The following is a 22471-nucleotide window of genomic DNA, read 5'->3' on the forward strand; positions in this document are numbered from 1 at the left end:
TGACGCTAGCTTACGCGCGCAAACCAGCGTCCGCCTTCGCTCACCGCCCGACCATCCATTTCAAGCTCCGTCAGCGCCGCCAATACCTTCGGCAACGCCCATCCCGCCGCGTCGGCCAGGGCCTCGCTGGTATGCGGGGCGGCGAACAGCAGGCACAGCAACGGATGATCGATGGGCGCCGCAGTTTCTGTGGATAACGGTAGATTCTGCCAACCGCGCAGGCCTTCGAGGATATGTTCGATGGTCTCCACCAATACCGCGCCGTCACGTATCAGTTGGTGGCAACCACGGACCCCGGGATGATGGATCGATCCTGGAATGGCATACACCTCGCGACCCTGTTCCGCCGCCAGCCGTGCGGTAATCAGCGAGCCGCTGGCGACACTGGCCTCGACCACCAGCACGCCGAGGGATAAACCGCTGATGATCCGATTGCGCCGCGGGAAGTTGCTGGCCTGCGGTCCGGCGTCCAGCGGGAACTCGGAAACCACCGCACTGCCTTGCGCAATCATCGCGTCGGCGATGCGTCGATTGCGCTGTGGATAAAAATTTTCCAGACCGGTGCCGAGCACCCCGACGGTCTGCCCACCGACGTCCAATGCGGCTTGATGCGCCGCCGCATCGATCCCCAATGCCAGACCGCTGGTGATGACAAATCCAGCACCCGCCAGGCTGCGGGAAAACGCCGCCGCGGTGTCCATTCCCGGCCTCGATGCGCGTCGGCTGCCGACCATCGCCAACTGCGGTTTTTCCAGAATGCCCGGATCACCCGCGACAAACAGCAACGGTGGTGGATCACTGATTTCTGCCAGCAGTGCCGGGTAGCCCGGCTGGTCAACCATCAGTAAATACTGGCCTTCGCGCTCTAGCCAGGCTAATGCGTGGTAGGCGCCATCACGAATAAGCGGGCTACGCCGGGCCTCGGCGCACACCGCCGGCAACCCCAAGGCGCGCCAGGCAGTGGCCGGTGCGCTGATAGCTTTTGAGGCCGAGCCAAAGGCTTCGAGCAGCTTTTGAAAACGTCGAGGGCCAAGCTCTGGAAGACGATGCAAACGCAAACGCGCTTCCAGTTCCGCGGGTGAAACCTGCGTAGATGTGAACAGCGGCATAAGATCATCCTTGATCGTTATTGGTCGTGTTGGATCAGGAACAAGCTGTGGATAAGTCTGTTGGTAACTTGTTGAGTCTTTTACGGATTACGTACCTTATCCATCACCGCCAAGGAGCGCGAGGCGTTGAGTACCAAGCCATAACTGAGCTTTTCATAGGTGCGGAAGATCATCAGCAAACCGGCGCGTTCATCCGGGACTTTCACCTGTTCGCCGGTGACCCGATCACGCACGGTTTCACCGGTTTTCATCACTACCAACACGTTGCCCTCGGCCAAGCCGTCGCGCTGGCCTTTGTTCAGGGTCACCACATCGAGCACACCGATCTGCGTAACGCCCCGTGGCACGTCGATGATCAAGCCGTGAATATCAGTTTTTGGCGCGCTGGGCATGAAGGTCGAGTTGATCGCCCGTTCTTCGCCGCTGAACAAGCGGTCGCCAAGACGAACCTCTTGAGTGGTGCGTTGCAAGGCGAGAGTGGCGACATCGCCTTCAGTGGCGATGATCTCGCCGCCGCCGATGTCGTCGGCGTTGATCCCCAGGAACTCTTTGCTTTGCGGGTCGCTGTAGACCTTGCCCTGACGGAAAATGCCGTAAACCGAATGCTCCGGGTCGAACTTGCCGCGTGCGTAGATGCGATCACCCATGCCGCTGAGCACCCGTTCGGCGTCGCCGGCAACGATGTACGGCGCCTTGTTGAAGTCTTCGACGTTGTCGATGATGCGGTTGCTCAGCAGGAAGCTGTTGATCGATCGCAGCGGAATACTCGGAATGGCGTCGGCCATCGGCGTGCTGCGTACTTGTGGCGAAAGCTTGATAGTGCCGCGTGAAGCCCCTCGATTGAGGGTCAGGCGCGGCTGCCCGTTGATATAGACCAGTGACAGCGAGTCACCGGGATAGATCAGGTTGGGGTTTTCGATTTGCGGGTTGGCCTGCCAGAGTTCGGGCCATTTCCAGGGTTCACGGAGGTATTTCCCGGAGATGTCCCACAGTGTGTCGCCCGCCACCACTGTGTAATGCTGTGGAAAACCTTCCTTGAGTTGCACTTGTCCGTGTGCGAAACCGGCCGAGGCCAGAAGCAGCAAGGCGAGTAGTGATTTCCTCATGCGGTGAATCCCTTTATTATGTGCATTCACGTAGAACGCCAGAGCCCCCGTGGCTCGCTCCTGACTCTTCTCGAAAAGAAGGGAGCTACGTTTTACAACGGTAGCCTGCATCTTCGGACCCGCCAGGCCATCGGCCCAGACTTTACTTCACACGTGCAGCAATTACGCTTATGGCTATTTTGAACATCCTCGAATTTCCCGACCCGCGCCTGCGTACTATCGCCAAACCGGTGGCCGTAGTGGACGACGAAGTGCGGCAGTTGGTCGATGACATGTTTGAAACAATGTATGAAGCACCCGGCATCGGCCTTGCGGCGACCCAGGTCAACGTGCACAAACGCATCGTGGTCATGGACCTTTCCGAAGACCGCAGCGAACCTCGGGTGTTCATCAACCCTGAATTCGAAACCCTGACCGACGAGATGGGCCAGTATCAGGAAGGCTGCCTTTCGGTTCCGGGCTTCTACGAAAACGTCGACCGACCGCAACGCGTGAAGATCAACGCCCTGGACCGTGACGGCAAGCCTTTTGAACTGATCGCCGAAGAACTGCTGGCGGTGTGCATTCAGCACGAATGCGACCACCTCAACGGCAAATTGTTCGTCGATTACCTGTCCACGCTCAAACGCGACCGGATCAAGAAGAAGCTGGAAAAGCTCCATCGCCAGAACGCTTGATGCCCTTCCAAAGGCTTGCTGCGGCAAGCCTTTTTCTTTTCCGCGTGTTTTCAACCGAGAATCCCCATGACTGAGCCACTGCGCATCGTCTTTGCCGGCACCCCCGAATTTGCCGCCGAACACCTCAAGGCCCTGCTCGACAGCCCTTATGAGATCGTTGCGGTCTACACCCAACCGGATCGCCCGGCGGGTCGTGGGCAAAAGCTGATGCCGAGCCCGGTCAAGCAGTTGGCTCTGGAACACAACATCCAGGTGCTGCAACCGCCGACCCTGCGCAACGCCGACGCCCAGGCCGATTTAGCCGCACTCAAGCCAGACCTGATGGTCGTCGTGGCCTACGGTCTGATCCTGCCGCAAGTGGTGCTGGATATTCCGCGCCTGGGCTGCATCAACAGTCATGCCTCGTTGCTGCCACGCTGGCGCGGTGCGGCGCCGATCCAGCGCGCTGTCGAAGCGGGCGACGCTGAAAGCGGCGTGACCGTGATGCGCATGGAAGCCGGCCTCGACACCGGGCCGATGCTGCTCAAGGTCACCACGCCAATCAGCGCTGATGACACGGGCGGCAGCCTGCATGACCGTCTCGCCGAGATGGGCCCGCCAGCAGTGGTTCAGGCGATCGCCGGGCTGGCCGCCGGCACGCTGGAAGGCGAAGTGCAGGACGACCGCCTCGCTACTTATGCTCACAAACTGAACAAAGACGAAGCACGCATCGACTGGAACCGCCCTGCGGTTGAGCTGGAACGTCTGGTTCGTGCGTTCAATCCGTGGCCGATCTGCCACAGCACGCTCAATGGCGAAGCCTTGAAAGTGCTCGCTGCCAGCCTCGCCGAAGGCAAGAGCGCACCGGGAGAAATCCTCGGCGCCAGCAAGGACGGCTTGATTGTCGCCTGTGGTGAACAGGCGCTGTGCCTGACGCGTCTGCAATTGCCCGGTGGCAAGGCGCTGAACTTCAGCGACTTGTTCAACAGCCGTCGTGAGAAATTTGCCGTTGGCACTGTCCTGGGCCAAGCGGTGGACGCCCAATGAACCCGCGTCTGGCCGCCGCCAAGGCCCTGGCCGCCGTCCTTAACGGCAAGGCTTCGCTGAACAGTTCATTGCCGACGCAGCTGGACAAGGTCGAAGACCGCGATCGCGGTTTCACCCAGGACCTGGCCTTCGGCACCGCGCGCTGGCAGCCGCGCTTGTCGGCACTGGCTGCCAAGCTGCTGCAAAAGCCTTTCAAAGCCGCTGATGCTGACGTTGAAGCGCTGTTGTTGGTCGGTCTCTACCAGTTGCTATACACCCGTGTCCCGGCCCACGCCGCCATTGGTGAAACCGTGGGCTGCGCCGACAAGCTGAAAAAACCGTGGGCCAAAGCCCTGCTCAACGCCGTACTGCGCCGTGCCCAACGTGAAAGCGAAGCACTGCTGGCCGAGCTTGAGCACGATCCGGTGGTGCGCACCGCGCACCCGCGCTGGCTGCAAAAATCCCTCAAGGCTTTCTGGCCTGAGCAATGGGAAGCCATTTGCGCCGCAAACAACGCGCACCCGCCGATGATCCTGCGGGTCAACCGTCGTCATCACACCCGCGATGCCTACCTCGCCTTGCTGAGCGATGCCGGTATCGCGGCGAAACCGTGTGTGTTCAGTCGGGACGGCATCGTGCTCGACACGCCGGGCGATGTGCGCCAGTTGCCAGGTTTCGCCGAAGGCTGGATCAGCGTGCAGGACGAAGCCGCGCAACTGGCGGCGGACCTGCTGGACCTGGCGCCCGGTCAACGGGTGCTCGACGCCTGCTGTGCACCAGGCGGCAAGACCTGCCACATCCTCGAAGTCGAGCCGAAACTGGCCGGCGTGGTAGCGGTGGACCTGGAAGCCAAGCGTCTGGTGCGCGTGCGGGAAAACCTTGAGCGCCTGGGCCTCAGCGCCGAATTGATCGCCGCCGACGGTCGCGACACTCAAGCCTGGTGGGACGGCAAGCCGTTCCAGCGCATCCTGCTCGACGCGCCCTGCTCGGCGACCGGCGTGATTCGCCGGCACCCGGACATCAAACTGACCCGCCAGCCGGATGACATCGCTGCGCTCGCGGTGCTTCAGGGCGAACTGCTCGACGCGATGTGGCCGACCCTCGACGTCGGCGGCATCCTGCTCTACGCCACCTGCTCGACCTTGCCGACCGAAAACACCGAAGTCATCGAAGCCTTCCTCGCCCGAACTCCGGGTGCGCGCGAGCTGGATATCGCCAGCCAGGCCGGTATCAAACAACCGCATGGCCGCCAGTTGCTGGCGCAAGAGGGCGGTCACGACGGGTTCTACTACGCCAAGCTGATCAAGATTGCCGCCGCGCGCGGTTAAGCGGATTTCAAGGGAGTGACCGGATGAAGATCATCATCCTCGGCGCCGGGCAGGTCGGCGGTACGCTGGCGGAACACTTGGCCAGCGAAGCGAACGACATCACCGTGGTCGACACCGACGGCGAACGCCTGCGTGACCTCGGTGACCGTCTCGATATCCGCACCGTGCAAGGTCGCGGCTCGTTCCCGACGGTGCTGCGCCAGGCCGGTGCCGATGACGCCGACATGCTGGTGGCGGTGACCAACAGCGACGAGACCAATATGGTCGCCTGCCAGGTCGCGCACACCCTGTTTCACACGCCGACCAAGATCGCCCGGGTGCGCGAAGCCGCGTACCTGACCCGCGCCGGCCTGTTCGACAACGACGCGATTCCGGTCGACGTGCTGATCAGCCCAGAACAAGTGGTGACCCATTACATCAAGCGCCTGATCGAGCACCCCGGTGCCTTGCAGGTGATCGACTTCGCCGAGGGCAAGGCCCAGCTGGTGGCAGTCAAGGCTTACTACGGCGGGCCGTTGGTGGGGCAGCAACTGCGCCAGTTGCGCGAACACATGCCGAACGTCGATACCCGCGTGGCGGCGATTTTCCGTCGTGATCGACCGATCCTGCCGCAAGGCGATACGGTGATCGAAGCCGACGACGAAGTGTTTTTTATCGCGGCCAAGGCGAACATTCGCGCCGTGATGAGCGAAATGCGCCGGCTGGACGAGAGCTACAAACGCATCGTCATCGCCGGTGGCGGGCAGATCGGCGAACGCTTGGCCGAAGCCATAGAAAGCCGTTATCAGGTGAAGATCATCGAGATGAACCCGGCGCGCTGCCGCTACCTCTCGGACACCCTCGACAGCACCGTGGTGTTGCAGGGCAGTGCCTCGGACCGCGATTTGCTGCTGGAAGAGAACATCGCCGACGCCGATCTGTTCCTGGCGCTGACCAACGACGACGAAGCCAACATCATGTCGTCGCTGTTGGCCAAACGCCTGGGCGCCAAAAAGGTGATGACCATCATCAACAACCCGGCCTATGTCGACCTGATTCAGGGCGGTGATATCGATATCGCCATCAGCCCGCAACTGGCGACCATCGGTACTTTGCTGGCCCACGTACGCCGGGGCGATATCGTCAGCGTGCACTCACTGCGTCGCGGTGCGGCAGAAGCCATCGAGGCGATTGCCCATGGTGACGCGAAGTCGAGCAAGGTCATCGGCAAGGCCATCGAAAACATCGTCCTGCCGCCAGGGACTACTATTGGTGCGATCATTCGCGACGAAGAAGTGTTGATCGCCCACGACGACACCGTGATCGAAGCCGGCGACCATGTGATTCTGTTCCTTGTGGATAAAAAGCATATTCGCGATGTGGAGAAGCTGTTCCACGTGGGATTGAGTTTCTTCTGATCCCGAATCTGCATTGGCCGGGCTGACCCAATCGCGAGCAGGCTCGCTCCCACAGTAGATCCGGTTGTACACAAAATCGGTGTGCACTGAAGATCACATGTGGGAGCGAGCCTGCTCGCGATAGCGGCCCCACTAAAACAGATCAATCCCTGACACTCCTCAACAAGGAATCCACCCGATGATCGAATCCCTCGAAAAAATGCTCGCCAAGGGTGTGGATAACTCGCTGCTGCGCTTCGGTCTGGGCAAGGGTTATCTGGATCTGGGCGAAAATGCCAAGGCCGCCGAGCATTTCACCCGCTGCGTGGAGTTCGATCCGAAGTACTCGGCAGCCTGGAAGTTGCTGGGCAAGGCTTATTTGGCACAGGCAAACCCTGCAGCCGCCCGTCAGGCCTGGGAACAGGGCCTGGAAGCTGCCCGCGCGCATGGCGACAAGCAGGCGGAAAAGGAAATGATCGTGTTTCTGAAGAAGCTTGACCGGTCAAGTAACTGATCAAAAAACGCTCAACTCAAAGGTAACGCAGGCCGATGCCTTCCGCGTCGACCTGCACCACTTCCATGCGCACTCGCGGCGCACCGCACGGCAACCCCTGCACCTGACCATAGACCACGGCGCCCTTGGCCAACGCCGCGAGCGTTGGATGCTTCACGTAGACGCCGCTGGCGGAAAGGTTGCGAGTCTGGCCCAGGCACTCGCCGAAGCTCTCGTGCTGGATCTTGATTCGAAATGACTTACGGTGTTCGGACATCTTCTGCGCCCTTGATTGAACGGTTGTGGATAACCCCAGCCCAAGGTTATCCACAGATCATGCCAGCTGGATCAATACCAGCGTGCCTCGCCCGGCGGGCGTTTCTTGAAGCGCTTCATGCTCCACATGTATTGGCTCGGGTAAGCCCGCACATATTTCTCGACGATCTGGCTCATGGCCGCGCAAGACGTCTCGGTATCGGTGCTGTACATAGCCTCGGGCGCAGCTTCCAGGATCACTTTGTAGCCTGAACCATCCGGCAGGCGCAGGGCGTGCAGGAAGACGCCGACCGCTTTGCCGCCCGCGAGCATGTTCGGCACGAACTTGCTGGTCAGGGCCTTGGTGGCGAAGAAGGGCACGAAGATCCCGGCGGATTCGGCCGGTTCCGGGTCAGCCGGAATCCCCACTGCACCACCTTTGCGCACTTCCTTGATGACGCTGAGAATGCCTTCCTTGGTAGAAGCTGCCACGCGGTTGCCTAATTGCACCCGTTGCTTGCGCAGCAATTCATCCACCGCCTTGAGCTTGGGCGGACGGTAGAAAATGATCGGTTTGCACTGGCTGCAATAGAAGTGGTTCAACACTTCCCAGTTGCCCAGGTGGCTGGTGATGCCGACCACGCCTTTGCCCGAAGCCAGCGCGTCCTTGAGTACATCAAGGCCTTCGACTTCACGCACCAGATCGATGGAGCGCTGGGCCGGCCAGATCCAGGCGCAGGCGCTTTCGGTCAATGATTTGCCGATGTCCATCAGGCTCTGTCCCACTAAACGCTCGCGCTCGGCGGCGTCCATGTCCGGGAAACACTTGGCGAGGTTGATGCGCACCACGTCGCGGGAACGGTTGGGGGTTTTCCACATGACCCAGCCAATCGCCGCGCCTACCGCTTGCACCGCCCGCCACGGGAGCAAGGCAAACAACCGCAGAGCGCCTACCAGCAAGGCGCCTTTAAACTTATCCACAGGTCACTCCTGATCTTCTGAACCGACGTCATGAACCTTGTCGCGAGCCGGCTATTCTAACCGCCCGCTGCGCAAGATGGCGTAACGATCACAATCGGTGGTGTGATCCATGACCATGCCCGAGGCCTGCATCAAGGCATAGCAGATGGTCGGGCCGACAAACGTGAAGCCGGCTTTTTTCAGACCTTTGCTCATCTCCACGGCGGCCGGCGTCACGGCCGGCACTTCACTGCGATCCTTGAAATGATTGATCTTCGGGACGCCGCCGACAAACGACCAGAGCAACTCCACCGGGTCCTCCAGCGCCATCCAGGCCTGGGCATTGCGCCGTGCGGCATTGAGTTTCAGGCGGTTGCGGATGATCCCCGGATCGAGCATCAAATCGTCGATTTCGGCGTCGCTCATCTGCGCCACCCGCTGCACATCGAAGCCGAACAATACCTCACGGTAGTGCTCGCGTTTCCTCAGCACAGTGATCCATGACAGGCCGGCCTGGAACCCTTCGAGCAAAAGCAACTCGAACAAGCGCTGCGCATCGCGTAGCGGTACGCCCCACTCCTGATCGTGATAAGCCATGTACAACGGATCTTCGGAACACCAAAAGCAGCGTGGCATAAGGCTCCAGGGGGCGTGCGGACGAATGAATCGGGTATACTCCCGCTCTTTAAATCGCAGCCCAAGAAACAGGTGAATTTCGTGAGCCAGCCTACGCCAGCCGTGCGTACCTTCCAAGACTTGATCCTCGCCCTCCAGCAATACTGGGCCGAGCAAGGTTGTGTGGTACTTCAGCCCTACGATATGGAAGTAGGCGCCGGCACTTTCCATACTGCCACGTTCCTGCGCGCCATCGGCCCGGAAACCTGGAACGCCGCTTATGTGCAGCCCAGTCGTCGCCCGACTGACGGCCGCTACGGCGAAAACCCGAACCGTCTGCAGCACTACTACCAGTTCCAGGTAGTCCTGAAGCCGAACCCGGACAACTTCCAGGAACTGTACCTGGGCTCCCTCAAGCACGTGGGTCTGGACCCATTGGTGCACGACATCCGTTTCGTCGAAGACAACTGGGAATCGCCGACCCTCGGTGCCTGGGGTCTGGGCTGGGAAGTCTGGCTCAACGGCATGGAAGTGACGCAATTCACCTACTTCCAGGCGGCGGGCGGCATCGAGTGCTACCCGGTGACCGGCGAGATCACCTACGGCCTCGAACGTCTGGCCATGTACCTGCAAGGCGTGGACTCGGTCTACGACCTGGTCTGGGCTGACGGTCCGTTCGGCAAAGTGACCTACGGCGACGTGTTCCACCAGAACGAAGTGGAGCAGTCGACCTACAACTTCGAACACGCCAACGTCGAGAAACTGTTCGAACTGTTCGATTTCTACGAAAGCGAAGCCAAGCGCCTGATCGAACTCGATCAACCGCTGCCGCTGCCAAGCTACGAAATGGTCCTGAAGGCCTCGCACACCTTCAACCTGCTGGATGCACGCCGGGCGATCTCGGTGACTGCGCGTCAGCAATACATTCTGCGTGTCCGCACCCTGGCGCGTTCCGTTGCGCAAGCCTACCTGCTGGCTCGCGCCAAGCTGGGCTTCCCGATGGCGACCCCGGATTTGCGTGATGAAGTGTTGGCTAAGCTGGAGGCAGCACAATGAGTGCTCAAGATTTCCTGGTTGAACTGGGCACCGAAGAGCTGCCACCCAAGGCCCTGAACACCCTGGCCGATGCGTTCCTCGCCGGTATCGAGAAGGGCCTGCTGGCCGCTGGCCTGGGCTTTGAAGCCAAACAGGTCTACGCCGCACCGCGTCGTCTGGCCGTGCTGATCACCAAACTGGCTATTCAACAGCCGGATCGCAGCATCAACCTCGACGGCCCGCCACGTCAGGCCGCGTTCGATGCCGAAGGCAATCCGACCCAGGCCGCCCTGGGCTTCGCCAAGAAGTGCGGCGTAGAGCTGAGCGAAATCGATCAAAGCGGACCGAAGCTGCGTTACAGCCAAAGCATCGCCGGCAAGCCGACCGTCAGCCTGTTGCCGACCATCGTCGAAGACTCGCTGAACGACCTGCCTATCCCGAAGCGCATGCGTTGGGGTGCTCGCAAGGAAGAATTCGTTCGCCCAACCCAATGGTTGGTGATGCTGCTCGGTGACCAGGTTATCGACTGCACCATCCTCGCCCAGAAGGCCGGTCGCGACTCCCGTGGCCACCGCTTCCATCACCCGGAAAGCGTGCGCATCACCTCGCCAGCCAACTACCTGAATGACCTGCGCGCAGCCTACGTGCTGGCGGATGCCAATGAGCGCCGCGAGCTGATCAGCACGCGTACCGCCGAACTGGCCACTCGTCAGGAAGGGACCGCGATCGTTCCGCCAGACCTGCTCGACGAAGTGACCGCGCTGGTGGAATGGCCAGTGCCGCTGGTGTGCTCGTTCGAGGAGCGCTTCCTCGATGTGCCGCAGGAAGCCCTGATCACCACCATGCAGGACAACCAGAAGTACTTCTGCCTGCTGGATGCCGACGGCAAGTTGCTGCCACGTTTCATTACCGTGGCCAACATCGAGAGCAAAGACCCGCAGCAGATCATCGACGGTAACGAGAAAGTGGTTCGCCCACGTCTGACCGACGCCGAATTCTTCTTCAAGCAAGACAAGAAGCAGAAGCTCGAAGACTTCAACCTGCGCCTGCAAAACGTGGTCTTCCAGGAAAAACTCGGCAGCGTCTACGACAAGGCCGAGCGCGTGTCCAAACTGGCCGCATTCATCGCTCAACGCATTGGCGGCAACGCATCGTGGGCGGCGCGTGCAGGCCTGCTGTCGAAGTGCGACCTGGCAACCGAGATGGTCGGCGAGTTCCCGGAGATGCAAGGTGTCGCCGGTTACTACTACGCCCTCAACGATGGCGAGCCGGAAGATGTTGCACTGGCGCTGAACGAGCAGTACATGCCGCGTGGTGCCGGCGCTGAACTGCCGACCACCCTGACCGGTGCAGCCGTGGCCATCGCCGACAAGCTCGACACCCTGGTCGGGATCTTCGGTGTCGGCATGCTGCCAACCGGTAGCAAAGACCCGTATGCCCTGCGCCGTGCTGCGCTGGGCGTGTTGCGGATCCTGATCGACAAGAAGCTCGACCTCGACCTGACCGACGCCGTGGCGTTCGCCGTCAATGCATTCGGCAGCAAGGTCAAGGCTGCTGGCCTGGCTGATTCGGTGCTGGAGTTCGTCTTCGACCGTCTGCGTGCCCGTTACGAAGACGAAGGCGTGGATGTGGCCACTTACCTGTCGGTTCGCGCCCTGAAACCGGGCTCGGCCCTGGACTTCGATCAACGCGTACAAGCGGTGGAAGCGTTCCGCAAATTGCCGGAAGCCGCTGCACTGGCCGCGGTGAACAAGCGTGTGTCGAACCTGCTGAGCAAAATCGAAGGCAGCGTGCCGAGCACCGTTGAAGCCAAGTACTTCGACAACGCCGCCGAATTCTCCCTGTACTCGGCGATCCAGCAGGCGGATCAAGCAGTGCAGCCAATGGCTGCAGCCCGTCAGTACAGCGAATCGCTGGCGCGTCTGGCCGCGTTGCGCGAGCCGGTCGATGCGTTCTTCGAAGCGGTGATGGTCAACGCGGAAGACGCCAAGGTCCGTGCCAACCGTTATGCGTTGCTGGCACGTTTGCGCGGTTTGTTCCTCGGCGTTGCCGACATCTCGTTGCTGGGCTGAGGAGCTGCTGTTGAAACTGCTGATTCTCGATCGGGACGGAGTGATCAATTACGACTCCGACGCTTACATCAAGTCGGTGGAAGAGTGGATTCCGCTCCCGGGCTCGATCGAAGCCATCGCGCAGTTGAGCAAGGCCGGCTGGACGGTAGCTGTGGCTACCAACCAGTCCGGCATTGCTCGCGGCTACTACGATGTCGCCACCCTCGACGCCATGCACGAGCGCTTGCGTACGTTGGTGGAAGAGCAGGGCGGCGAGCTCGGCCTCATCGTCTATTGCCCGCACGGGCCGGACGAAGGCTGCGACTGTCGTAAGCCAAAACCCGGCATGCTTAAAACCATTGCCGCACATTACGACGTGGCGCTGACTGACCTATGGTTCGTCGGCGACAGTCTCGGTGACCTGGAGGCGGCAAAAGCCGTCGACTGTCAGCCAGTTTTGGTAAAAACCGGGAAAGGCGAAAAGACGCAGAGCAAGACCCTTCCGGTAGGCACCTTGATTTTTGACGATCTGGCGGCGATTGCCGCAGAACTTATCCACAACTAGGCTCTTCTGACATCCTGATCAAGGACTGTTCGGGAAGCACTTTTAACAGGCGGGCACAGTCCCGCAACGGTAAACGCGGCCATGTCGATCTTGCAGGCAATCAGAACCTTTCTTTTTTACCTGCTGCTGGGCACCAGCTCGTTGCTCTGGTGCAGCCTGAGCTTTTTTATCGCGCCTTTTTTACCGTTCAAGGCGCGCTACCGTTTCATCAACGTCTACTGGTGCCGCTGCGCGCTGTGGCTGAGCAAAGTGTTCCTGGACATTCGCTATGAAGTCAAAGGTGCCGAGAACATTCCCGACCAGCCGTGCGTAATTCTGTCGAACCACCAGAGCACCTGGGAAACGTTCTTTCTGTCGGCCTACTTCGAGCCATTGAGCCAGGTGCTCAAGCGCGAACTGCTGTATGTGCCGTTCTTTGGTTGGGCGATGGCCATGCTGCGACCGATTGCCATCGACCGCGACAACCCGAAAGCCGCGCTCAAGCATGTGGCGAAGAAGGGTGATGAGCTGCTCAAGGACAATGTCTGGGTACTGATCTTCCCGGAAGGCACCCGCGTTCCGTTCGGCACGGTCGGCAAGTTCTCTCGGGGTGGCACGGCGTTGGCGGTCAATGCGCAGTTGCCTGTGCTGCCAATCGCGCATAACGCCGGCAAGTTCTGGCCGAAAACCGGTTGGCTGAAAACACCTGGCACCATCACCGTCGTTATCGGTGCACCGATGTACGCCGAAGGCTCCGGCCCACGGGCGATTGCCGAGCTCAACGACCGCGCTGCGGCCTGGAACGAGCAGACCCAGCGGGACATGGGTTCGCTACCGCCACTGCCTGCTGCGGCGGATAAAGAGACTGTCTGACGTTCTGTGGATAACCTGTGTACCGTTTTGTTGAAAAGCGTCTTATTTGTTAGCTAAATTTATGATTTATATAAATATTTCTTAAGCTCATAAAACGCGGAAAAACGTGCATAAGTTTTCGCGACGCAAAAAAACCGGCTATTTGCGCCGGTTTTTTTATGCCTATTTAAAGGTCTTTCATTCTTCCAGCAACGGCAGTTGAACGCTGAACGTCGTACCTTGCCCAATCCGGCTTTCACAGAAAATCCGTCCGTTGTGGCGATCCACCACGGCTTTGACCATCGACAACCCCAGGCCCAATCCCTCACTGCCTTGAGATGAAGCAAAGCGCCGGTACTGGCTGAACAGTTCCGGTAGTTCTTCGGCTGCAATACCTTTGCCATGGTCGGCGATCTCGCAGGTCAGCCAACCCTGTGCACAACTGACCCGCACGCTGACTTGCGAACCTGCCGGGCTGTATTTGATGGCGTTTTCCAGCAGGTTGAACAGCGCCCGGGTCAGCAACGACTGATCGGCCAGGATCATGCCTTCAGCCTCTTCATCCAGATCATGCAACAGCTCGATCTGCTTGAGTTGCGCGATGCTCATCGCCTGATCAAACGCGTCAAGCACCAGCATCGCGAACATGCTCGGTTCGAACTGGTACGCCTCGGATTCGGCTTTGGCCAACTGCACAAAGGCCTCGGTCAGGCTCAAGGCCTTGCGTACCTGCAACTCGATCTGGCTGAACAACTGCGTGTCCCCCGCGCCTTGGTGATACTGGACGTCGAGCAAGGCCAGAATCACTGAATGGGGCGCACGCAGGTCATGGGAAAGAAACCGCAGCAGCACCGCGCGCTGTTCCTCGGCATCGCGCTCGAGGCTCAAATCCGTCAGGCTGAGCAACCAACCAATCGCTGTTCCGCCTTCAGCCGGCAGCAATGGCGCCAGGTCCAGACGCAAACTTCGCCCTTGGGTGTCGCGAAACTCGCTGGTCTCAAGCATCGACAACGCAGGACTTCCCTGCTCAAGCAGCCCCGGATAACCAATTTCCGAGAGCCGTTGCAGCAGGTCTTCGCCGACCAGATCACTGGCAAACACCCCCCGCGCATTGCGGTTGGCCAGCAGGATCCGTCCGTTGGGATCGCTGATCAGTGTCGCCACCGGCAAGTATTCCAGACCGTCGGCGATGAACCGTCGGGTATCGCGCGTCCGGCTCATCGCCTGTTCCAGCGCAACGATCTGCCCCTGCAATACATCGCCGGCCGGTGACGGTGTGCGGCGGCGCTCTGGAAATACTTTCGGTTCACTATCAAGCCGCGCCAGTTCCCAGCCAAAGTAAGCGAGCACCACGCTCAGGCGTCGCCAGTTCCAAATCAAATACCCCAGCAGCATCCCCAGCAAACTGGCGGTAGGCGACCACCACCAACCGGCGCGGAGTAACAGCGCCGAGGCGACTAATGCCATCACCATGCAGCCCAGGGCCAACCACAAGGCACGCCGTGGACGGAACAGCAGCAAGGCCAGCAGCAACGCGACGATGGCCGTCGACAACCCGACCGCCCAACCATCGGCAAGTACCACGATGCTGCGGTGTTGCAGCAGACCATTGAGGATGTTGGCTTGAATCTCGATGCCCGGTGTGGTGCCGATGCTCGCCGACTGCGGTGTCACATAGCGGTCGCCCAACCCCGGCGCCGTAGAGCCAATCAGGATCAGGCGATCACGCAGCAGTTCGGGCGGCACTTCACCTCGCAGCACACTGACGTAAGGAACGCTGGGGAAACCCGCATTCGCGCTGATAAAGGGAATTCGAATGCCGTTGGTTCGTCGCCAGCCTTGAACCGTCAATGAGAATGGCGAGCCGGGCAGGGTATCCAGGCCGTCTGTGGTCATCTCATAAAGCAGCCAGGCCAGTTGCGCCCTTGGGTTGCGCTCAGGGCCTTCGCGCAGGTACACGCTGCGTACGATGCCATCAGCATCCGCCTCGGCGTTGATATGCCCGATACCTTTGGCACAGAGCCTCAACAGTGCCACGGGTTCGATTTCACCCAGTGGCTGCCCATAACGGGCAACCCCTTCGCGCAGCAAAGGCACGAATACGTTGCCGGCGCGGCATGCAGCGTGTGCCAGGCGCAGGTCGTTGTCGGGAAGTTTGTCTGGCTCGCTAAAGATGACGTCAAACAGCACACCCTTGACCTTTGCTGCGCTGAGCCGATCCAGCAGGTCGGCGTGCAAGGTTCGCGACCAGGGCCACTGACCGAGTTGCTGCAAACTGTAATCGTCGATGGTGACGATGAGGATTCGCGGGTCGACCGGTAGCGGACTTAGCCGACGCAGATTGTCATACAGCAGATTGCTCAGCGTCAGCCCTTGATTCAAGGACAGAAGCGCCGTCAGTGGCAGCAGGATCAGGCTGACCCACAGCCATTCACGGACCATCCGACGAAACAGCCGCTGGGCCTGGGTTGGCTCGCGGCCTTCCTTCCTTGGCCAGTGTTTCATCGGCAATGAGCCGAGTCGTTATTGGACACGCGTAGTCCCGGGGTAATAGAAGATGTCATACACCCCGGTCTCTCCCTCAAGTCCCTGCTCGTCATACGCAGAGAGTCGAACATGGTAGAAAAACGCCTTCAACCCACTGAAGTTGATCTCTGGCGTGCTGGAAAACTGTTCCTGCTTGATGTTCAGGAAGTCCGTGTCGGTCGCTACTTGCGCCCGGTAGCGCGTGGCCCCGTGCAGGGGTTTCATGATCAACTGCCAGACCGGTGCGGGGCCGGTTTGACCGGTCTGCCCCAACAACTGCGGTGCCGGCAACAGCTCGCTCGGCGTCAGCTTGCCTTCCTTCTGAATGCGTAACCCCTGGCGAGCCATGACCTGCACTTCATCCGCCGGTTTTTCGGCTTTTTTCGCGAGTGGTTTGCCTGTGCGTTTTTTCGCTGGCACATCAACGTTTTCACCACGATCAACAGCCACCTGGCCATTTAGCACTTCAATCAGCGATTGCCCATTGTCGTTGTTTCGTACCCGAAAGTGTGTGCCTCGGACTCCAAGCACGCCGACCGGCGTCACGATCTGAAAACGATCATAGTCGCTGGCGCGCTTGATCACATACGACTCGACCTGACCTTGCTCAAGAATCACCTGAGGGACAACGAGTTCTTCGTTCAAACGCAACGTGACCTGCGAACTGGACGGCAGAACGATGCGTGATCCATCGCCCAGCGACAGGCTGACAAACGCCGAAGGGGAGGTCTTCACGCCTTCCTGCTCGTCAACCGTCATCCCTTCTTCGAGCGCCACCTGATTGCCCTTGCGGTCGAGCTTCCAGGCTTCGCCCGTCAGGTGTTCGACAGTGGCGGGCAGGGGTTGTCCACGACATTGCTGGTTGTCATCGATATACGGCAAGCGCTTTGAGCTGAAGAACGCTGCGGAGGCGCTCTGGGTCAACGGACTTACAAGGCCAATGACCAGAAACAGGCAGGTGCCCAGGTGGCGACAATGCAAAGAAGTCATTTGGCTCATTGGATTCGCTTTTCAGGCTTTTATTAGAATCTGGCCGATCATCTGATTCATCAGCCTTATGCACCTTACCCGACAGGTCTCTGCGGCAGATAGCCCACATCTATGCATAACGCCCACATCCATTACAAAAGCAGTCGCGGATATCCATAAAGGCAAACAAATCGAAGAGGGGAGGAGGTGACACATCCGTGTGTCGGAACCGAGTCAGAATCGATCCGGTTTTACAATGTGAGACGGCACTCCTTTTTTTCCCCTGAACTGCAGACCGCAAGCGAACCGGCGATCGGCGGTCCCGCCAGGTTGGCGATGACACTCCCTGTGTCGGAGCACTTCCGAATGCTCCTGTGCCACTCAACGCTTGAGAATTTACCGATCCTGACGTTCGATGAGGCAATTCTCCACATTTGTTCAGAATTGCCCGAGTCCGCGTTAGAACACCCAGCGCTGCTGCTCTGCAGGAAGCCGAAGTGGCGCCGGTTGCTCGCCGTCTGCAGGAGTGCTCGCCGGAGCGAAGCCCCGTGAGTCACTGAACGCCACATTCACCACTGCTGGGCTGAAATAGCGCGGTGTGTGTTCATGCGGTGCTTCGCTGCTTGAACTCACAGTCTGCGAAGCAACTCCTACATAAGCCAAAAATGCCAACGACAGGCAGTATGTCAGCGCCTTGTCCCTGGTCACCTTCACGAGCAGTGCACGAACATCCCGACTGTTCCTCATCGTTGCGTCCTCGAGTATTCGAGCTGATATCTACCGATTACCGGCCAATTGATATCAGCCTACCCAGACGCAAGGAACCTGGAGCAATTCACCACAATTGTTCAGATTCAGACAATCAGCCTAAACTCCGCACATAGGATTTTTTACCCATCGCACTCTACGAGATGAAGGAACGCCCCGCATGCGTGTCGCAATACTGGATGACGAACCCGCCGAGCTACGCCGGGTGGAACAGACACTGCGACAGATTCCCGGAGCCGGAGAGCAAGCGTGGACCTTGCACAGCTTCGAGCGCGGCGAAGATCTGCTACGCCAGCTTCGACGCGAGACTTTCGACCTGTTGATACTCGACTGGCAGTTGCCTGATCTCAGTGGTTTATCGCTCTTGCGCTGGACCCGTGAACATATGGAAGCACCTCCCGCCGCCATCATGCTCACCAGCCGCGATGCCGAGAGTGACATCGTCCAGGCCTTGAACGCCGGCGCCGATGATTACGTCAGCAAGCCCTTTCGCCCCAACGAACTCCAGGCCCGTGTCAGCGCCGTACTGCGCCGACACGGCTTGCAACGCAATGCTGCCAGCGAAGTGCTGAGTTTCAACGATCTGAACTTCGATGACGCCGAACTGACGGTGACCCGCGCAGGAAAACCCATCAGCCTGACCGAACGGGAATACCGTCTGGCCCGCTGCCTGTTTGCCAACCTGGGCCGGCCGCTATCACGGGAATATCTCTACGAGCGTTTCTGGACCCATGAAGAAATGGTGTCTTCCAGACCACTGGATACTCACATCTACCGCTTGCGCAACAAGCTGGGGCTGACGGCAGATCGCGGTTGGCAGTTGCTGACGATCTACGGGTATGGGTATCGACTGGAAAGCGTCGTAAGCGGCACGAGCGAGTAAAGATCAAAAGATCGCAGCCTGCGGCAACTCCTACAAAAAACGTGATTAGCCGCGTAGGAGCTGCCGCAGGCTGCGATCTCTAAACGCTTTCTTGTGAACCATAAAAAAGGCCAACGCTGAGCGTTGGCCTTTTTTATTGGTGTAGGTTGTACCGGGGTAGGGTCGCAAACCAGATCCCTATTCAGTAGAAGCAAATTGAACCTAGCTACCAATCTGGTGGCTTACCGCATTCTCTTGCCGGTTAAGGTTCTTTTGCTCCTGCTTGGTGATGTGCCCGTCATTCTGGCGGGCCATGCCCCGTTCTTCCTGACGAATCTGGCGGTCTTCCTTATGCAGATTGGCCGCCTGTGCCTTGGTCATTTCACCTTCTTTGACTTCGTTATGGATTCGCTTGTTCTGGTTCACCAGACGACTATTTACCTCGGCTCGACGTGGATGATCTTTTTTCCACTGGCCATCAGCTGCCATTGCATTACCGGCAACCATACCCACAACGGCGGACAACAAAATAGCAGCAAACTTCTTAGCCATGTTTGATTCCTACTGAATGCTTGAAAGGTTGGCCCGGTTGATTTGATCGGCACCGCCGGCCATGTAGTTACTGAGTCGTCCCTGGTTTCATAGACACGATTCAGCCCCGACAGTTCACTCTCCCTGAAGCCTGAAAGAAGCTCTGCAGCACAGGTTCTTTAAGGAAGTTTGTCCGAAAAAATCCGTTCCCCAAAAAAAAGGCCAGCGCGGTGCGCTGGCCTTTTTCTGGCTCTCCTCTCAGAGGGAGCCGGACTCATTTATAGGTGAAAATGAACAACTACTGTGTGAACCAACAACGGATGTAGGGTCACAAATTAATTGCTTCAGGAGCTCCAGCAAACACTGGTAGAGAATCATTTATTTGGTGAGTCCACTAGCCGGCATTCACTGAATAAATGAGAAAAGCCTACATTTTTCACACAATAATTGGTTCCACGTGGAACAGGGCGCGGCAATGATGCTGCGAGAAGCGCGTTGTGCCTGCTAGGCTGGTTCTGTCAAGCCGGAGGAATGCGCTCTGACTGGGTCAGCCTCCAGATACTCGTAGTTACACTAGCCCCCATCTTCCTCTTTTTCCTTCTGTAGGCAACCTACAGAAAGTTCTTGCAGTTCGTGCAGAGGCCGGCTATAAATGCATCTCCTTAGGTAACCAACCTACATACAGAGAGTGCGGCGCGATGAACACCACCCATTACGATCCAAAAGCAGTTGGCGATGCCATCGATAACATCACCGCAGGTTTAGAGCGTGTGATGACCGGATTTTCCAACCTGAAAACGCTCTTGGCCCCTGTACCCGATGCTTCCGATATCCCTGAGCTCGATCCTCGCAATCCTGCCAATAAGTTCGAGAGCGGCAAGCTGACCGATCGTGGCATTGAGGTGTGCTACCGACTTTTTGATGCCGGAAAAAGCCGGTATGCCGTTGGTGCGGAAATGGAGATCAGCTTCGGCGCGGCAACCCATCGCTTTGAAGCGTGGAAGAAGGCAGGCGGCCTCGATCGCGAGAAGCTACCCCTGAACTGAGTAATGACGAAATGACCAGCGCTGCCTCCCAGGGCAAACTGGTCATTGTTTCCCGAGAGGTAGATGCCATGCCAGTCCAGAGCATTTAAGGTGCACTACTGAGCGGAGCCGAGGGCGGGAGAGTAGAGGCAGGGTCGGCAGAGTGATAATCCACTCCACCCCCTAACGCTCAGCAACGAAGATCGTGCATACATAAAGAAGGGATCGCAGAATCCGATCGTGAAGTATGCGCTCATGGGGCCGGTGGCGTTCGGAGATATCGAGTCGTGGGTATGGCTCTTCATGTCCAGCGAGCAACGTACGAAGCGCGTCGACCTCCAGGTAGCAGATGCCAAAACCCAGCTTCGAGTTCAGCAGAATGCCACTACTGCCTCGTATCCGCCCACATCAGTCAGGAACTCCACTTCATGCTGCCCACTGAACTTGCAAGCTACTTCGACAAACTCCACGAGGAGCGCCTCCGGGTAAGCCTGCGCCGGTTGGAAGCTGACTTCAGCTTCACAGGCGATAAATTCGGTAGCGATGGTGGTACATTCCATCTAATGACAGATTGTTTCCTAGACGACGATCCAACGCTATTCGAGCACGCAATACCCTGGTTGCTGGAAGCACTACAAGAAGTCACTTTCATGCGGAGCATTCTGCGCTTCGAACGCAACAGGCTCGAAATCGAATTGGAGCAACTACTCAGTGATCCGATCCACGCCCCTCGAGCAATCGAGAGTAAGAAGCGGGAGCTAGATGATCTGTGCGCTGAAACACTGCACAAGCAGGCCCTGCACATCTTCGACGATTACAGCTCCACCTTGGTTGCCGCAAAAGACTTCAATGCTCGTCAATGTAAGGAAAACTTCGCTCTCACCAGATTGCTGCGCATTGTGTATGAAATATACCGTTCGGATAATAGCGAGCAACGCAGGTACATGCGTGCACCGCAGAAAACCACTAGGCTTTACCAGTACTACAAGGCCGCAGAGGTAGACCTATTTGAGACCGACGCGCAATACAGCAAATACAATTTGCGCTCTGTCACCGAAGATACCGAACTGCTTATAGGAATCCCCAACAGGATCCTAGACTCGCAACATCCGGTGCAGCTACTCATTGAACACACTCCGAGTTATGTGCTCACGCTGTTCGAACGCCTGCGCAGTGAGGGTCTAATAAAAGACCTAGCCCTGCTGACCTGCGACGATGTATTAATTGAAACGAACCAACATATATTCATCGAACTAGGCTTCCAGGTCACTCCGCTACCGTTGACGGTGGAAAACCTGCGACGACAACCTGCCGGGGAAGTGGTAAGTGCAGTACTCCGCACGAGAGGTGCGACGGCAGATAGCAGAGCAGTCCTCCCCTCGGTTTCGACCTTTTACAAGTCAGGAAGTGATGACAAAGCTTGGTGTTCTATCACTCACAACAGCATGACCTTTGAGGAAATCGCCCACATCCCAGAATTGCTTGCGGACTGCGCAGTGACCCGAATGATCCATTTGGAATATTTCGTCGAAGACGGCCGTTATTTTGTTTCTCACATCGACCACGAATTCATTTTTTACACCTTGGATGAGTTCGACCTGCGCGCCAAGGACCCCTACCAGAAAGGTAACGCACGTAAGCGCCTGAAGACCTTCAAGATCGATCATTCGACCATTCCCTTCATGCTGGACGACGGCACACTCTTCGTCCACACGCTCATTGATGCCTGCTTCGATAAACCATACCTGCTCATGGACTTCCTGCTCGACCTCCTACATCAGCGCGACTGATCCACGCCAGGTGCCAGCACAAACCATGAAACGGCCTTCGCTATTATCCCTATCTGATACCGGTACCGACGGAACTCGTATGGCTATGGCCGGAAACCGGCCCTAGTGGGTGTTTTCAGTGGCTACTTGGCCACCAATACCTGAAAGTTCGGGCAGGTCACCCGATCCTATTCGCCGAAGCAGCGGCGGTGTGTTTAATGACGAACACACACACCACACCCGCAAGGTGATTCAGAGTCTGCGCCAGGTCTGAGGTCGGCCGGACATAATCTTCGCTTTTGCCATGCGCAACGCTCTTTCTGTTTCGGGTCGTCGCGATACCATGGCAGATACTCGATGCTCCGCCCAGCATTTGCCGGGTGGCGTCGTCTATTCCCTCGGGCTCAGAAAAAACTAACCCCCTATTACGCAGTGCAGGCCTTTAAACCATTTCCGAGAAATGGGGGGTTACTCTCGAAATTCACGGTATCACGCCCCTTCGAAGTCGATCAAATACAGGTAGACCAGATCATTTCCACTACGCCACCGACCTAGTGCGCAGGGGGACGGTATTCGGGTTGACCTGCATTCGCAGTGTCATTTGGCTCGACTTGC

Annotated in this window: 21 protein-coding genes; 12 read left to right on the forward strand and 9 right to left on the reverse strand. The window is 58.3% G+C overall.

Annotated features, from left to right (window positions below):
* Nucleotides 1-5 precede the first annotated feature (5 nt).
* Together dprA and BK658_RS07880 are read right to left on the reverse strand one after the other, a co-directional pair.
* Nucleotides 6-1109 (reverse strand): DNA-processing protein DprA, encoded by a 1104-nt coding sequence (dprA, locus tag BK658_RS07875; protein WP_123581830.1) that lies wholly within the window; start codon nt 1107-1109, stop codon nt 6-8.
* Nucleotides 1110-1189: 80 nt separating this feature from the next.
* Complete coding sequence (locus BK658_RS07880; protein WP_123581831.1) at nt 1190-2215, reverse strand: LysM peptidoglycan-binding domain-containing protein; 1026 nt, start codon at nt 2213-2215, stop codon at nt 1190-1192.
* A 170-nt stretch (nt 2216-2385) separates the two neighbouring features.
* On the opposite strand from BK658_RS07880, the gene def reads away from it, so the two are divergent.
* The 5 genes from def to BK658_RS07905 all read left to right on the forward strand — a co-directional run bounded on the left by def (nt 2386) and on the right by BK658_RS07905 (nt 7115).
* The gene (def, locus tag BK658_RS07885) at nt 2386-2892 is read left to right on the forward strand and encodes a peptide deformylase (RefSeq protein WP_123581832.1); all 507 of its coding nucleotides are present in this window, start codon (nt 2386-2388) and stop codon (nt 2890-2892) included.
* 66 nt (nt 2893-2958) lie between these two features.
* Nucleotides 2959-3918: a methionyl-tRNA formyltransferase gene (gene fmt / locus BK658_RS07890; RefSeq protein ID WP_123581833.1), complete on the forward strand. Its 960-nt coding sequence runs from the start codon at nt 2959-2961 to the stop codon at nt 3916-3918.
* Nucleotides 3915-5225, forward strand: coding sequence for a 16S rRNA (cytosine(967)-C(5))-methyltransferase RsmB (rsmB, locus tag BK658_RS07895; RefSeq protein ID WP_123581834.1), 1311 nt, complete (start codon nt 3915-3917; stop codon nt 5223-5225). Before fmt ends, rsmB begins: the two co-directional genes overlap by 4 nt.
* A 23-nt stretch (nt 5226-5248) precedes the next feature.
* A complete protein-coding gene (trkA, locus tag BK658_RS07900) occupies nt 5249-6622 on the forward strand; it encodes a Trk system potassium transporter TrkA (protein WP_054594890.1) in 1374 nt (457 codons plus the stop codon).
* A 178-nt stretch (nt 6623-6800) separates the two neighbouring features.
* Nucleotides 6801-7115 (forward strand): tetratricopeptide repeat protein, encoded by a 315-nt coding sequence (locus BK658_RS07905; RefSeq protein ID WP_123581835.1) that lies wholly within the window; start codon nt 6801-6803, stop codon nt 7113-7115.
* A gap of 16 nt (nt 7116-7131) precedes the next feature.
* Here the strand turns inward: BK658_RS07905 and BK658_RS07910 are convergent, their stop codons facing one another.
* From BK658_RS07910 to tag, 3 genes are all read right to left on the reverse strand, one after another.
* Nucleotides 7132-7371 (reverse strand): PilZ domain-containing protein, encoded by a 240-nt coding sequence (locus BK658_RS07910; RefSeq protein ID WP_054594888.1) that lies wholly within the window; start codon nt 7369-7371, stop codon nt 7132-7134.
* A 71-nt stretch (nt 7372-7442) separates the two neighbouring features.
* On the reverse strand, nt 7443-8330 hold the full coding sequence (locus tag BK658_RS07915) for a lysophospholipid acyltransferase (protein WP_123581836.1): 888 nt from the start codon (nt 8328-8330) through the stop codon (nt 7443-7445).
* A gap of 51 nt (nt 8331-8381) precedes the next feature.
* The gene (gene tag, locus BK658_RS07920) at nt 8382-8945 is read right to left on the reverse strand and encodes a DNA-3-methyladenine glycosylase I (protein WP_123581837.1); all 564 of its coding nucleotides are present in this window, start codon (nt 8943-8945) and stop codon (nt 8382-8384) included.
* An 81-nt stretch (nt 8946-9026) separates the two neighbouring features.
* On the opposite strand from tag, the gene glyQ reads away from it, so the two are divergent.
* The 4 genes from glyQ to BK658_RS07940 all read left to right on the forward strand — a co-directional run bounded on the left by glyQ (nt 9027) and on the right by BK658_RS07940 (nt 13427).
* A complete protein-coding gene (gene glyQ, locus BK658_RS07925; protein WP_031319418.1) occupies nt 9027-9980 on the forward strand; it encodes a glycine--tRNA ligase subunit alpha in 954 nt (317 codons plus the stop codon).
* On the forward strand, nt 9977-12031 hold the full coding sequence (glyS, locus tag BK658_RS07930) for a glycine--tRNA ligase subunit beta (protein WP_123581838.1): 2055 nt from the start codon (nt 9977-9979) through the stop codon (nt 12029-12031). The genes glyQ and glyS overlap by 4 nt, the downstream gene beginning before the upstream one ends.
* 4 nt (nt 12032-12035) lie before the next feature.
* The gene (gmhB, locus tag BK658_RS07935; RefSeq protein ID WP_185019802.1) at nt 12036-12575 is read left to right on the forward strand and encodes a D-glycero-beta-D-manno-heptose 1,7-bisphosphate 7-phosphatase; all 540 of its coding nucleotides are present in this window, start codon (nt 12036-12038) and stop codon (nt 12573-12575) included.
* Between the two features lie 81 nt (nt 12576-12656).
* Nucleotides 12657-13427, forward strand: a complete 771-nt coding sequence (locus BK658_RS07940) for a lysophospholipid acyltransferase family protein (protein WP_123581840.1) — start codon at nt 12657-12659, stop codon at nt 13425-13427.
* 177 nt (nt 13428-13604) lie between these two features.
* On the opposite strand, the gene BK658_RS07945 is transcribed toward BK658_RS07940, so the two are convergent.
* Together BK658_RS07945 and BK658_RS07950 are read right to left on the reverse strand one after the other, a co-directional pair.
* Entirely contained in the window at nt 13605-15911 is a 2307-nt protein-coding gene (locus tag BK658_RS07945; protein WP_123581841.1) for a CHASE2 domain-containing protein, read from the reverse strand.
* 18 nt (nt 15912-15929) lie between these two features.
* Complete coding sequence (locus BK658_RS07950; protein ID WP_404943168.1) at nt 15930-16931, reverse strand: FecR family protein; 1002 nt, start codon at nt 16929-16931, stop codon at nt 15930-15932.
* A gap of 898 nt (nt 16932-17829) precedes the next feature.
* Between BK658_RS07950 and BK658_RS07955 the strand changes: the two genes are divergently transcribed.
* Nucleotides 17830-18552 (forward strand): response regulator transcription factor, encoded by a 723-nt coding sequence (locus tag BK658_RS07955; RefSeq protein WP_123581843.1) that lies wholly within the window; start codon nt 17830-17832, stop codon nt 18550-18552.
* 201 nt (nt 18553-18753) lie between these two features.
* Here BK658_RS07955 and BK658_RS07960 read toward each other — a convergent pair whose 3' ends face one another.
* Entirely contained in the window at nt 18754-19083 is a 330-nt protein-coding gene (locus BK658_RS07960; RefSeq protein WP_123581844.1) for a hypothetical protein, read from the reverse strand.
* Nucleotides 19084-19760: 677 nt separating this feature from the next.
* Between BK658_RS07960 and BK658_RS07965 the strand changes: the two genes are divergently transcribed.
* Both BK658_RS07965 and BK658_RS07970 read left to right on the forward strand, forming a co-directional pair.
* On the forward strand, nt 19761-20108 hold the full coding sequence (locus BK658_RS07965) for a hypothetical protein (RefSeq protein WP_123581845.1): 348 nt from the start codon (nt 19761-19763) through the stop codon (nt 20106-20108).
* A gap of 407 nt (nt 20109-20515) precedes the next feature.
* Nucleotides 20516-21877, forward strand: a complete 1362-nt coding sequence (locus BK658_RS07970) for a hypothetical protein (protein ID WP_123581846.1) — start codon at nt 20516-20518, stop codon at nt 21875-21877.
* A gap of 157 nt (nt 21878-22034) precedes the next feature.
* On the opposite strand, the gene BK658_RS30675 is transcribed toward BK658_RS07970, so the two are convergent.
* Entirely contained in the window at nt 22035-22289 is a 255-nt protein-coding gene (locus tag BK658_RS30675; protein ID WP_404943169.1) for an abortive infection family protein, read from the reverse strand.
* Between the last annotated feature and the right edge of the window lie 182 nt (nt 22290-22471).

The organism is Pseudomonas brassicacearum, from assembly GCF_003732175.1.
Classification (GTDB): Bacteria; Pseudomonadota; Gammaproteobacteria; order Pseudomonadales; family Pseudomonadaceae; genus Aquipseudomonas; species Aquipseudomonas brassicacearum_G.

Excerpts from the sequence above, each read along its gene's own strand:
- dprA (WP_123581830.1), bottom strand. The coding sequence starts at position 1,109 with ATGCCGCTGTTCACATCTACGCAGGTTTCACCCGCGGAACTGGAAGCG.
- BK658_RS07880 (WP_123581831.1), bottom strand. The coding sequence starts at position 2,215 with ATGAGGAAATCACTACTCGCCTTGCTGCTTCTGGCCTCGGCCGGTTTC.
- def (WP_123581832.1), top strand. The coding sequence starts at position 2,386 with ATGGCTATTTTGAACATCCTCGAATTTCCCGACCCGCGCCTGCGTACT.
- fmt (WP_123581833.1), top strand. The coding sequence starts at position 2,959 with ATGACTGAGCCACTGCGCATCGTCTTTGCCGGCACCCCCGAATTTGCC.
- rsmB (WP_123581834.1), top strand. The coding sequence starts at position 3,915 with ATGAACCCGCGTCTGGCCGCCGCCAAGGCCCTGGCCGCCGTCCTTAAC.
- trkA (WP_054594890.1), top strand. The coding sequence starts at position 5,249 with ATGAAGATCATCATCCTCGGCGCCGGGCAGGTCGGCGGTACGCTGGCG.
- BK658_RS07905 (WP_123581835.1), top strand. The coding sequence starts at position 6,801 with ATGATCGAATCCCTCGAAAAAATGCTCGCCAAGGGTGTGGATAACTCG.
- BK658_RS07910 (WP_054594888.1), bottom strand. The coding sequence starts at position 7,371 with ATGTCCGAACACCGTAAGTCATTTCGAATCAAGATCCAGCACGAGAGC.
- tag (WP_123581837.1), bottom strand. The coding sequence starts at position 8,945 with ATGCCACGCTGCTTTTGGTGTTCCGAAGATCCGTTGTACATGGCTTAT.
- glyS (WP_123581838.1), top strand. The coding sequence starts at position 9,977 with ATGAGTGCTCAAGATTTCCTGGTTGAACTGGGCACCGAAGAGCTGCCA.
- BK658_RS07940 (WP_123581840.1), top strand. The coding sequence starts at position 12,657 with ATGTCGATCTTGCAGGCAATCAGAACCTTTCTTTTTTACCTGCTGCTG.
- BK658_RS07945 (WP_123581841.1), bottom strand. The coding sequence starts at position 15,911 with ATGAAACACTGGCCAAGGAAGGAAGGCCGCGAGCCAACCCAGGCCCAG.
- BK658_RS07950 (WP_404943168.1), bottom strand. The coding sequence starts at position 16,931 with ATGAGCCAAATGACTTCTTTGCATTGTCGCCACCTGGGCACCTGCCTG.
- BK658_RS07955 (WP_123581843.1), top strand. The coding sequence starts at position 17,830 with ATGCGTGTCGCAATACTGGATGACGAACCCGCCGAGCTACGCCGGGTG.
- BK658_RS07960 (WP_123581844.1), bottom strand. The coding sequence starts at position 19,083 with ATGGCTAAGAAGTTTGCTGCTATTTTGTTGTCCGCCGTTGTGGGTATG.
- BK658_RS07965 (WP_123581845.1), top strand. The coding sequence starts at position 19,761 with ATGAACACCACCCATTACGATCCAAAAGCAGTTGGCGATGCCATCGAT.
- BK658_RS07970 (WP_123581846.1), top strand. The coding sequence starts at position 20,516 with ATGCTGCCCACTGAACTTGCAAGCTACTTCGACAAACTCCACGAGGAG.